8 protein-coding genes are annotated in these 12,359 nt (G+C 61.2%); 6 read left to right on the forward strand and 2 right to left on the reverse strand.

Annotated features, from left to right (window positions below; translation table 11 throughout):
• Positions 1-1,579: 1,579 nt before the first annotated feature.
• Entirely contained in the window at positions 1,580-2,284 is a 705-nt protein-coding gene (locus tag ACA053_RS03950; protein WP_371922074.1) for a methyl-accepting chemotaxis protein, read from the forward strand.
• Between the two features lie 126 nt (positions 2,285-2,410).
• Here ACA053_RS03950 and ACA053_RS03955 read toward each other — a convergent pair whose 3' ends face one another.
• Positions 2,411-3,187 (reverse strand): TatD family hydrolase, encoded by a 777-nt coding sequence (locus tag ACA053_RS03955; protein ID WP_109627922.1) that lies wholly within the window; start codon positions 3,185-3,187, stop codon positions 2,411-2,413.
• A gap of 3 nt (positions 3,188-3,190) precedes the next feature.
• Entirely contained in the window at positions 3,191-4,186 is a 996-nt protein-coding gene (gene cra, locus ACA053_RS03960; protein WP_497394594.1) for a catabolite repressor/activator, read from the reverse strand.
• A gap of 291 nt (positions 4,187-4,477) precedes the next feature.
• Between cra and ptsP the strand changes: the two genes are divergently transcribed.
• From ptsP to ACA053_RS03985, 5 genes are all read left to right on the forward strand, one after another.
• On the forward strand, positions 4,478-7,339 hold the full coding sequence (gene ptsP / locus ACA053_RS03965) for a phosphoenolpyruvate--protein phosphotransferase (RefSeq protein ID WP_497394595.1): 2,862 nt from the start codon (positions 4,478-4,480) through the stop codon (positions 7,337-7,339).
• On the forward strand, positions 7,339-8,280 hold the full coding sequence (gene pfkB, locus ACA053_RS03970; protein ID WP_497394596.1) for a 1-phosphofructokinase: 942 nt from the start codon (positions 7,339-7,341) through the stop codon (positions 8,278-8,280). Before ptsP ends, pfkB begins: the two co-directional genes overlap by 1 nt.
• 11 nt (positions 8,281-8,291) lie before the next feature.
• Positions 8,292-10,031 carry a PTS fructose-like transporter subunit IIB gene (locus ACA053_RS03975; RefSeq protein WP_497394597.1) on the forward strand — a complete coding sequence of 580 codons (1,740 nt, stop codon included), beginning with the start codon at positions 8,292-8,294 and terminating at the stop codon, positions 10,029-10,031.
• A 181-nt stretch (positions 10,032-10,212) separates the two neighbouring features.
• On the forward strand, positions 10,213-11,754 hold the full coding sequence (locus ACA053_RS03980; protein WP_497394598.1) for an alkaline phosphatase D family protein: 1,542 nt from the start codon (positions 10,213-10,215) through the stop codon (positions 11,752-11,754).
• Positions 11,755-11,868: 114 nt separating this feature from the next.
• A complete protein-coding gene (locus ACA053_RS03985) occupies positions 11,869-12,288 on the forward strand; it encodes a hypothetical protein (RefSeq protein ID WP_497394599.1) in 420 nt (139 codons plus the stop codon).
• Positions 12,289-12,359 lie beyond the last annotated feature (71 nt).

Consider the following 12,359-nt stretch of genomic DNA (forward strand, 5'->3'; position numbering starts at 1 on the left):
TTCGGCTGCGGAGCAGTCGTAAAACCTGCGATTCGGTTTCACAGAACGAACGCTGGGGGACGCTTCGCGACCCAACGGGGGCAAGCCCCCTCGCCACAGGGATATCAATCGTCCCAAGTGTGCATCCTGCCGTTAACCTTAAGTTACAAAACCCCCTGCCGATTTAAGCTATACAGGGATAGCGCTGAATAGTGGCTATCTGCCGTCGACCTGCGCCTGCCAATAAAAATAAGAATCAAAAGGGAGACTTCCAGTGAAGAGCTTGCTCTATCCCGCCGTCGCGCTGATGAATCGCCTGAGCTTCGGCATGAAGTTCAGCCTGATCAGTGTGCTGTTCCTCGTGCCGATGCTGGTGACCAACTTCTATCTGGTGCGCGATTCCTATCGTGAATTCCAGGGTACCCAGGTTGAGCTGCAAAGCCTCGACCTGCTCGGCAGCAGCCTGACCCTGCGGCGTGATCTGGAAACCCTGAACAACCTGGTGCAGATCAACGTCACCCTCGGCCAGTCCGGCAAGGCCGGCAATGTCGAGACCAAGATCAGCGCCCTGGAACAAAGTGTTCTGGCTCGCCTGCAAGGGCTGACGGCGATGACCACGGAGCCGGAGCAGATCACGGTGTTCGATGGCAAGCGCGATGAAATGATCGCGGCGTTCAAGGCCCAGCAAGCGGAAACATCCCTGCAAAGTAAAAGTGCGCTGATCGGCAAACTGCTCGGCAACGCGCAGATTTTCAGCCAGATCATCGCCACTCAAGCCGGTCTGAGTCGCGACAGTCAAAGCGACATGCGTCAGCTCAGCGAGCTCATTACCAACGTCACTCCACCTGTTACTCAGCTTCTGGGCGACGGTCGGGCGATGGGTTCCTATTCGCTGGGGCAAGGTTTTCTGAATTCGTCGTCGAGCACCCGATTCGATGAGCTGCTGGCGCAAATCGAAAAGCTCCAGGGTGAGTACAGTCTCAAGCTCAATGACGCATTGGGCTCCAGCAAGGCTGCGCGTGAAACCCTGGCGGCACAGGCCGAAAGCAGCAAGGCCTCGCTGAAAAAGGCCAGTGAACTGTTCGAAGAACAGGTGGTGATGGCCGACACCCTCGATGCGCCGTGGCAGGCTTTTTACGACCAAGTCACCAGCCTGATGGAACAGACCTACCAACTCAACGAAGCCACCCTGACTTTTCTCGGCACTCAGTTGCAGCAGCGACTGGAGCAGAATCGCACCCATATGGTCTTGCAGGCCGTGGCGCTGTCGGTGGTGTTTGTGTTGATTTTCTACCTCTACGGCGGCTTCTACGCCTCGACCCGCACCACCCTCAAACGCCTCGGCGCGACGCTGGACAAAGTCGCAGCGGGCGACATGACCGTCACGTTCCGCGCCGAAAGCCGCGATGAGTTGGGCGAGTTGGGCGAGGTGTTCAACGGCACCGTGAAGAAAATCCATGACCTGATCGAACGCGTTGGCCAAACCGTGAATGAGGTCGAGCGCCAGGCTGGGCAGGTCGAAAGTGTGTCTGCCCAGAGCAACCAGGCGGTGGCGGGGCAGCGCTCGCAGATTGAGCAGGTCGCCACAGCCATGAACCAGATGTCGGCCACTTCACTTGAGGTGGCGCGCAGTGCCGCCGCGGCGGTCAGCAGCGCTCACAGTGTCAACGACGAGACCATCAGCGGTCGCGGCCTGGTGGCGTCCCAGCAGGGCAGCATCGCGCAACTGGCCAGTGAGATCGATCAGTCGGTGCGGGTGGTCAACCAATTGGCCAGCGACAGCCAATCCATCAGCCGCGTGCTTGAAGTGATCAAAAGCATCGCCGAGCAGACCAACCTGCTGGCGCTCAACGCCGCGATCGAAGCTGCTCGGGCCGGTGAACAGGGGCGTGGTTTTGCGGTGGTGGCCGATGAGGTCCGGACCCTGGCCAAGCGCACCCAGCAATCGACCGAAGAAATCGAGCAGATGATCACCAAGCTTCAAAATGGTGTCGGCGCGGCGGTGAAAGCCATGGGCGTCAGCCACCAAGTGGCGGATGGCACCGTCGGGCAGTCGGAAAAGGTCCAGCAGGCGCTGGAAAACATCCTCGGCGCGGTCGGCATGATCGTCGACCAGAACCAACAGATCGCCGCAGCCGTGGAGCAGCAGACCGCAGTGGCCCACGACATCGACCAGAACATCGTCGAGATCAACCGCGCGGGTGAACGCACCGCCGAAGGGGCGCATCAGACCGAGGATGCCAGCCGTGCGCTGTCGGCCCAGGTGGTGGAACTCAAACAGCTGATCAGCGCGTTCCGGGTCTGAAAACACACAGGAATCAATGTGGGAGCGGGCTTGCTCGCGAAGGCGGTGTATCAGTCGACCTCATGAGTGACTGATACACCGTCTTCGCGAGCAAGCCCGCTCCCACAGGGTTTTGTGCAGGGCGGATTACCAGTTGAACAACTCACAGGCATTGGCCGTGCTGGCGGCAGCCAATTGTTCAGGGCTGATCGACATGATCCCGGCCAGTGCCGAGCAGATTGCCGGCAAATGCGCCGGGCTGTTGCGTTGGCCGGGAAACATGGCAGGCGCCATGTCCGGTGAGTCGGTTTCCAGCACCACCGACTCAAGGGGCAACTCGGCGAGCACACGGTGCATGCGCAACGCCTGCGGCCAGGTCGCGGCACCGCCCAGGCCCAGTTTGAAACCAAGCTTGATGTACTCGCGCGCCTCTTCCTTGCTGCCAGCGAAGGCATGAATGATGCCCGCGCGTTTCAATCGAAACCGTTTGAGCGTGGCAATCACCGCGGCATGGCTGCGCCGCACATGAATCAGCGCCGGAAGATTGAAGTCCACCGCCAGTTGCAGTTGCGCGTCGAACAACGCTTGCTGGCGCTCACGGTCGAGGGTTTCGATGAAGTAATCCAGACCGATTTCGCCCACGGCACACAATTGCCGATGACCCGCCAAGCGGGTCAGCCAGGCACCGAGTTCGGACAAGTCTTCAGGACGATGCTGATCCAGATACACCGGATGCAACCCGAACGCCGCGTGCAGATCGGGATCGCTCTGCACCAGGTCCCAGACCCGCTGCCAATTCCCCTGATACACCCCCAGCACCACCATCCGCCGCACCCCGAGGGCGCGGCTTTCGGCGAGCAGCGCCGGGCGGTCCTCGTCGAAGTCCGGAAAATCCAGATGAGTGTGGCTGTCGATCAGCTCCACGGTTCAATCCTGGCGAATACGCTGCTTGAAGGTCCGCGCGATGGCTTGCACGCCGGGTTGGTAATCGGACTGCTCGATGGCGGCCAATGCCAAGGCCAGCGCCTTGTCGGCAATCAACTGATGCTGCTGGGCCATGGCGTTGACCGGCAGCGGCAGGAAGTCCAGTAACTGCGTGTCGCCGAAGGTGCCGAGGTGCAGCGGACGGGTTTTCAGCGGGTAATCGTGCAAGGCATCGAACACGCCTTGAAGCAGCACGTAGGACGTAGTCACCAGCGCATCCGGCAAATGCCCCAGGCGCTGCAGCAACTCTTCCATCAACTGTTTGCCGCACTCGCGGCTGAACGACTCACCGTGCTCGATCAGCACCTCGCCTTTGAACCCGGTCAACGCTTCCTTGAACCCGGCGGCCCGTTCCTGGCTGATGCTCAGCTCGGGACGGGCGCCGATCAGAGCGATTTGCTTGGGCAGTGGATCGAGCAGACTGCGGGTCAGTTGCAGGCTGGCCTCGCGATCATCGCTGATCACCGAGCAGAAATGCTCAGGTTCCATCACCCGGTCGATGGCGATGATCGGAATGCCTTTGGCTTGCAGCTGACGGTAGCTGTCGTCACCGGCCGGCAGGCAACTGGCGACGATCAACGCATCACAACGCCGGGCGCGGAACAGTTGCAACAATTGCCGTTCGCTGTCCGGCGCATCGTCGGAACTGGCGATCAGCAATTGATAACCGCGAGCCCGGGCACCTTGTTCCAGCAGTTTGGCAATGCGGGCGTAACTGGGGTTTTCCAGGTCCGGCAGAATGAAGCCCAAGGTGCGGGTGTGCCGACTGCGCAGCCCGGCCGCCTGGGGGTTAGGTGTGAAACCATGTTGTTCGACGACCGCACGAACGCGCTCGACGGTGGCACTGCTGATACGTTGCTGTTCGGCCTTGCCATTAATGACATAACTGGCGGTGGTAACGGACACACCGGCCAACTGTGCGATATCACTGAGTTTCAACTCGGGATTTCCTTGTTTTTTCGAGCTTGCCCCGACATTTTCGCCAATCCTACCCGATTCGGGCAGACGACCATCGTCACAACGCTTCCGACAAGTTGGACTTCAAGGATGGGACATAATCGAGTAACGTGCCAATCATTCTAGATTAAACGTTTCAGCAAGCGTATTTTCTACGTTATAAGCGCATTTGGCCGGTTCTGCCGCGAAACCGCCAAAAGTGATGACTAAGCGCCTAAGCTGGAATCATTCAAAACAATACCTGGCGCCAACAGACGCCAAAAAGGAGAAAGCATGCTCGAGCTCACCATAGAGCAGATATCCATGGGCCAGTCGGCTGTGGATAAGTCCGACGCGTTGCAATTGCTGGCCCGGCATCTGGTCACCGATGGCTTGGTGGCCGAGGGTTATCTCGCCGGTTTGCAGGCGCGCGAAGCCCAGGGCTCGACCTTTCTCGGTCAAGGTATTGCCATCCCCCACGGCACGCCGGAAACCCGCGATCAGGTTTTTTCCACCGGTGTGCGGTTGATGCAATTCCCCGAAGGCGTGGACTGGGGCGACGGTCAGATCGTCTACCTGGCGATTGGTATCGCCGCCAAATCCGATGAACACTTGCGACTGCTGCAACTGCTGACCCGTGCCCTCGGTGAAACCGACCTGGGCCAGGCCCTGCGTCGCGCCGGTTCCGCCGAAGCCTTGTTGAAACTGCTGCAAGGCGCACCGCAGGAACTGGCGCTGGATGCACAGATGATCGGCCTCGGTGTTTCCGCCGACGACTTCGAAGAACTGGTCTGGCGTGGTGCGCGTTTGCTGCGTCAGGCCGATTGCGTCAGCAACGGGTTCTCCGCCGTGTTGCAGCAAGTCGAAGCGCTGCCGCTGGGCGATGGCTTGTGGTGGCTGCACAGCGAGCAAACCGTGAAACGCCCGGGTCTGGCCTTCGTCACGCCGGATAAACCGATGCGCTACCTCGGCCAGCCCCTCAGCGGCCTGTTCTGCCTGGCCAGCCTCGGCGAGGCGCATCAGGCTCTGCTCGAACGCCTTTGCGCGTTGCTGATTGAAGGTCGTGGCCACGAACTGGGCCGCGCCACCAGCAGCCGTAAAGTCCTCGAAGTGCTGGGCGGTGAACTGCCGGCGGATTGGCCGAGCGCACGCATTGCGTTGGCCAATGCCCACGGTTTGCATGCTCGCCCGGCGAAGATCCTCGCGCAGTTGGCGAAAAGTTTTGAAGGCGAAATCCGCGTGCGCATCGTCGATGGCCAGGACAGCGCCGTGTCGGTGAAGAGCTTGAGCAAACTGCTCAGCCTCGGCGCCCGTCGCGGCCAGGTGCTGGAATTCGTCGCCGAGCCGAGCATCGCCGCCGATGCGTTGCCGGCCTTGCTGGCGGCCATCGAAGAAGGCCTCGGTGAAGAAGTCGAACCGTTGCCCGCCGTGAGCCAGCAGCGCGAAATGTTTGCTGATGTGGCGCAAGTGCTTCTCGCGCCAGCGTCCGGCAGCCAGGTCCAGGCGATTGCCGCTGCACCGGGCATCGCCATCGGCCCGGCACATATTCAAGTGCTGCAAACCATCGATTATCCGCTGCGAGGCGAATCTGCGGCGATCGAGCGCGAGCGTCTCAAACTAGCGCTGGAGCACGTGCGTCGCGACATTGAAGGCCTGATTGAACGCAGCAAATCCAAGGCCATTCGCGAGATTTTCATCACACACCAGGAAATGCTCGACGACCCGGAATTGACCGATGAAGTCGACACCCGCCTCAAGCAAGGCGAAAGCGCCGAAGCAGCGTGGATGGCGGTGATCGAAGCGGCGGCCAAACAACAGGAATCGTTGCAGGACGCCTTGCTCGCCGAACGTGCCGCCGACTTGCGCGACATCGGCCGTCGGGTGCTGGCGCAACTCTGTGGCGTCGAAACCCCGAGTGAACCCGATCAGCCGTACATTCTGGTGATGGATGAAGTCGGTCCGTCCGACGTCGCCCGTCTCGACCCGGCTCGCGTGGCCGGCATTCTCACGGCCCGTGGCGGCGCGACCGCTCACAGCGCGATTGTCGCCCGGGCGCTGGGCATTCCGGCCTTGGTTGGCGCCGGTGCGGCGGTGTTGCTGCTGGCGCCGGGCACGCCGCTGCTGATTGACGGACAGCGCGGTCGCCTGCACGTGGACGCCGACGCGGCGACCCTGCAGCGCGCCACCGAAGAACGAGACAGCCGCGAGCAACGCCTCAAAGCCGCCGCCGAACAACGCCATCAACCGGCACTAACCACTGACGGCCACGCGGTCGAAGTGTTCGCCAACATCGGCGAAAGTGCAGGCGTGACCAGCGCGGTGGAGCAGGGTGCCGAAGGCATCGGCTTGCTGCGCACCGAACTGATTTTCATGGCCCATTCCCAGGCGCCGGACGAGGCCACCCAGGAAGTCGAATACCGCCGCGTCCTCGATGGCCTGGCCGGGCGTCCCCTGGTGGTTCGCACCCTCGACGTCGGTGGCGACAAACCGCTGCCGTACTGGCCGATCGCGAAAGAAGAAAACCCGTTCCTCGGCGTGCGTGGCATTCGCCTGACCTTGCAGCGTCCGCAGGTCATGGAAGCGCAGTTGCGCGCCTTGCTGCGCGCTGCGGATAACCGCCCGCTGCGGATCATGTTCCCCATGGTCGGCAGCGTCGATGAGTGGCGACAGGCCCGGGACATGACCGAACGCCTGCGTCTGGAGATCCCGGTTGCCGACCTGCAACTGGGGATCATGATCGAGGTGCCATCGGCGGCTTTGCTGGCGCCAGTGCTGGCCAAGGAAGTCGACTTCTTCAGCGTCGGCACCAACGACCTGACCCAATACACCCTGGCCATCGACCGGGGGCATCCAACGCTGTCGGCCCAGGCTGACGGCTTGCACCCGGCGGTGCTGCAACTGATCGACATCACCGTGCGCGCGGCCCATGCCAACGGCAAGTGGGTCGGCGTGTGCGGCGAGCTGGCGGCCGATCCGCTGGCAGTGCCAGTGCTGGTCGGCCTCGGCGTGGATGAATTGAGCGTGTCGGGCCGCAGCATTGCCGAGGTCAAGGCGCGCATCCGCGAACTCAGCCTCAGCCAAACCAAAATTCTCGCCCAACAGGCCCTGGCCGTTGGCAGCGCCAATGAAGTGCGCGCATTAGTGGAGGCCCTGTAATGGCCAGGATATTGACCCTGACGCTCAACCCGGCGCTGGACCTGACGGTGCAATTGCCGCGTCTTGAGCCCGGCCAAGTCAATCGCAGCGACGAGATGCACACCCACGCCGCCGGTAAAGGCGTGAACGTCGCGCAGGTGCTGGCCGACCTCGGGCATCAGTTGACGGTCAGCGGGTTCCTCGGTGAGGACAACCTTCAAGCGTTCGAAACCCTGTTCGCCAAACGCGGTTTTGTCGATGCGTTCATCCGGGTGCCCGGCGAGACGCGCAGCAACATCAAACTCGCGGAAAACGATGGTCGGATCACCGACATCAACGGTCCGGGGCCGATGGTCAATGAGGCGGCGCAGCAGGCGTTGCTGGATCGACTTGATCAGATTGCCCCCGGCCATGACGCCGTCGTCGTGGCGGGCAGCCTGCCGCAAGGGATCAGCCCGCAGTGGTTGCAGGCGTTGATTGAACGTTTGAAAAGCCTCGGTCTGAACGTCGCCCTCGACAGCAGCGGTGAAGCGTTGCGCGCCGCACTTAAGGCCGGCCCGTGGCTGATCAAACCGAACACTGAAGAGCTGGCTGACGCGCTGGGCTGCGAGGTGGTATCGGTGGCGGCGCAAGCCGAAGCGGCGAGCCGTTTGCACGCTCAAGGCATCGAGCATGTGGTGATCTCCCACGGTGCCGACGGCGTGAACTGGTTCAGTGTCGGCGCGGCGATGCACGCAACGCCACCCAAGGTCAGCGTCGTCAGCACCGTGGGCGCGGGCGATTCGTTGCTGGCCGGCATGCTTCACGGTTTGCTCAGTGCCGACACGCCTGAACAGACCTTGCGCACCGCCACGGCGATTGCCGCGATGGCGGTCACGCAGATCGGTTTCGGTATTGGCGATGTCGCGCAATTGGCACGGCTCGAACAGGGCGTGCGCATCCGCACCCTGACAGAACAATAAGAGGGTTTGTCATGAAGTTAGCCATTGTTACGGCCTGCCCGAACGGCATGGTCACCAGTGTGCTGTGCGCCCGCTTGCTTGATGCAGCGGCCCAGCGTCAGGGTTGGAGCACCAGCGTCGAAGTGGTGGATGCCGCGCATCCGGAACGTCAGCTGTCGGCGGCCACGATTGAAACCGCCGAGTGGGTGTTGCTGGTCACCAGCACGCCGGTGGACATGTCGCGGTTTGTTGGCAAACGCGTGTTCCAGAGTACGCCAGCCCAGGCGTTGCAGGATGTCGAAGCGGTGCTGCGCCGAGGTGCTGAAGAGGCTCAGGTGTATGTCGCGACCGAAGCTGTCGCGCAACCTGCGGCCACCGTTCAAAACGCGCCACGTCTGGTGGCGATCACGGCGTGTCCGACCGGTGTCGCCCACACGTTCATGGCTGCCGAAGCCTTGCAGCAAGCGGCCAAGCGTCTGGGTTACGACCTGCAAGTGGAAACCCAGGGCTCGGTCGGTGCGCGCAATCCACTCAGTGCCGCAGCGATTGCCGATGCTGATGTGGTGCTGTTGGCCTGCGATATCGAAGTCGCCACCGAACGTTTTGCGGGCAAGAAGATTTACCGTTGCGGCACTGGCATTGCGTTGAAACAAGCCGAGGCGACGCTGAACAAAGCGCTGGCCGAAGGCAAGCAGGAAACCGCTGCGACCGGTGCCAAGGGGCCGGCCAAGCAAGAGAAAACCGGCATCTATAAACACTTGCTGACGGGGGTGTCGTACATGCTGCCGATGGTAGTGGCGGGCGGTCTGATGATCGCCTTGTCCTTCGTGTTCGGCATCACTGCCTTCAAGGAGGAAGGCACACTCGCCGCCGCCCTGATGCAGATCGGCGGCGAGACCGCGTTCAAGTTGATGGTGCCGCTGCTGGCGGGTTACATCGCCTATTCGATCGCCGACCGTCCGGGCTTGGCACCGGGGATGATCGGTGGTCTGCTGGCGAGCACTTTGGGCGCCGGTTTTATTGGCGGGATCATTGCCGGTTTCATCGCCGGTTACGCGGCGCAGGCGATCAATCGATACGCGCGTCTGCCGCAAAGTCTTGAGGCGCTGAAACCGATCCTGATCATCCCGTTGCTGGCGAGCCTGTTCACTGGCCTGGTGATGATTTACATCGTCGGCAAACCGGTGGCCGGGATGCTCGAAGGGCTCACGCACTTCCTCGACAGCATGGGCACCACCAACGCGATTTTGCTCGGAGTGCTGCTCGGCGGGATGATGTGCGTCGACCTTGGCGGGCCGATCAACAAGGCCGCGTATGCGTTCTCGGTCGGGCTGCTGGCCTCGCAAAGTTATGCACCGATGGCCGCGACCATGGCCGCCGGCATGGTGCCGCCGATTGGCTTGGGCATCGCCACGTTTATCGCCCGCCGCAAGTTTGCCCAGACTGAGCGCGAGGCCGGTAAGGCAGCGTTGGTGTTGGGGCTGTGTTTTATCTCCGAAGGCGCGATTCCGTTTGCCGCCAAGGATCCGTTGCGGGTGATTCCGGCGAGCATTGCCGGCGGCGCGCTGACCGGTGCGCTGTCGATGTATTTCGGCTGCAAACTGATGGCGCCGCACGGTGGGTTGTTTGTGCTGGCGATCCCGAATGCGATCAACCATGCGCTGTTGTATTTGCTGGCGATTGTGGCCGGGAGTTTGCTGACGGCGGTGGCGTATGCGCTGCTCAAGCGGCCTGAAGTTGTGGAGATGGCACTCGAACCCGCCAAGGCCTGACACATAACCTGTGGGAGCGGGCTTGCTCGCGAAGGCGGTGGATCAGTCAACATCATCGTTGAATGACACACCGCCTTCGCGAGCAAGCCCGCTCCCACAGGGGATCAGTGGTGTTGAGATTTTGGTGTCACACCGGTTTCATGCGCACGTGCTTTAGTTTTTCCTTTTCAGGGAGAACACCATGAGCGAATTCGACCTCGGTCGCCGCCGTGTCATGCAAGTTGTCGGCGCCGGGCTTCTGCTTCCCAGTCTGGCGCCGGCCGTCATCGCCTCGGTCAAGGACCGTCCGCAACTCACCGATGGTGTGCAGTCCGGCGATTTGCAGGGCGACCGGGCGATGATCTGGAGCCGCAGCGACCGGCCGGCGCGGATGGTGGTGGAATGGGACACCCGCAGCCTGTTCGGCAACCCTCGTCGATTCGTCTCGCCATTGGCGGATGCGCGCACTGACTTCACCGCGCGGGTCGAACTCACCGGCCTGCCCGTCGATCAGGCGATTTTCTACCGCGTTTATTTCGAAGACGCCCAAAGCGGCGTCGCCAGCGAGCCCTGGTTCGGCCACTTGCGCAGCGTGCCGCAAACCCGGCGCGACCTTCGTTTCGTCTGGAGCGGCGACACCGTCGGCCAGGGCTTCGGCATCAACCCGGACATCGGCGGCATGCGCATCTACGAAGCCATGCGTTTGCGCCTGCCGGACTTCTTTATCCACAGCGGCGACACCATCTACGCCGACGGCCCGGTGCCGGCGCAACTGACCACCGAAAGCGGCCGGGTGTGGCGCAATATCACCAGCGAAGCCAAGAGCAAAGTCGCCGAGACCCTCGACGATTATCGCGGCAACTACCGCTACAACCTGATGGACGAAAACGTCCGCCGCTTCAACGCCGAGGTCCCGCAGATCTGGCAGTGGGACGACCACGAAGTGGTGAACAACTGGTCGCCGGGCAAGCAGTTGGATGAGCGCTACACGAGCAAAGATATCCACAGTCTGGTGGGCCGTGCCCGGCAGGCGTGGCTCGAATATGCGCCCATGCGTTTGCAGAGGGCGGACGGCGGCGGGCGGATTTATCGCCAGCTCGGCTATGGGCCGATGCTGGATGTGTTTGTGCTGGACATGCGCAGCTATCGCGAAGCCAATGACGACAACCTCGGCGCTGCCAAACCCTTTCTCGGTCGTGAGCAACTCGACTGGCTGAAGGCGTCGTTAAAAGCCTCCAGTGCCCAATGGAAAGTTATCGCCGCTGACATGCCGATCGGCCTTGGCGTCCCCGACGGTGAAGTCAGCCCCGGTGTGGCGCGCTGGGAGGCGGTGGCCAATGGTGATCCCGGACCGGCCCAGGGACGTGAACTGGAAATCGCCGAGCTACTGGGCTTTTTGCGGGCGCAGCAGGTGCGCAATTTTGTTTTCCTGACGGCGGATGTGCATTACTGCGCGGCCCATCATTACCACCCGGATCGTGCTGCGTTCCAGGACTTTGAACCGTTCTGGGAGTTTGTGGCCGGGCCGTTGAATGCTGGTAGCTTCGGGCCCAATCCGCTGGACAAGACGTTCGGGCCCGAAGTGGTTTTCGAGAAGGCACCGCCGGCGCAGAACACCTCACCGTTTGCCGGGTTTCAGTTTTTTGGCGAGGTGAATATCGATGGGCAGACGGGGGAGATGAGTGTGGTGTTGCGGGATCTGGATGGGGTGGCGGTGTTTGAGCAGAAGCTGCAGCCAATATAGGGGGAGGACTGTGCCGGGATATAGCTAATCAATATATTGATCTGTCATTTCTTACAGGTGTTTTTTGGTGGGTTTTCTTTAGGCTAAATGTGAAACCAACCAGGATCACCACTCATGAAACTTAGTAATGGACATTCAAGATCATCATGGAAGACAGTCGTATCCTTGATCTTCTGTACTTTTTTTCTCTCCGCCTGCAAAGATGCCAATGAAACCAATGCTGGTTTATGTGATGGGGATTGGGGATTGGCCGGCGCGCACATCTGCGATCTTCTCCCGATTGGTGGGCCAGTGATGTGTGTTTTTTGGGGGAAAGACAATGATCGTAATGGAGCATATCGAAGTGGGACCAGCGATCAATGCATCATCGACGGTCCAGAAGTCATGGCGCCAATTGACTGCAACAGGATGTGCAGCCTGAACAACAACTGTTCGAATGTTCAATGCAAAAGCAAGGAGCAGCTCGATGAACTCGAGAAGCGTCTCAGGACTAAACGTCTGCTTCCGGCAAGCGATCCAGTGAAGTCGTCTTGAACTTCCCCTCCGCCCCCCTCATCAACCCTGACGTCATGTTGAGAGTGACGTCAGGTTTTTCATCGGATGTT

The sequence above is a fragment of the Pseudomonas sp. LBUM1672 genome (assembly GCF_059695655.1).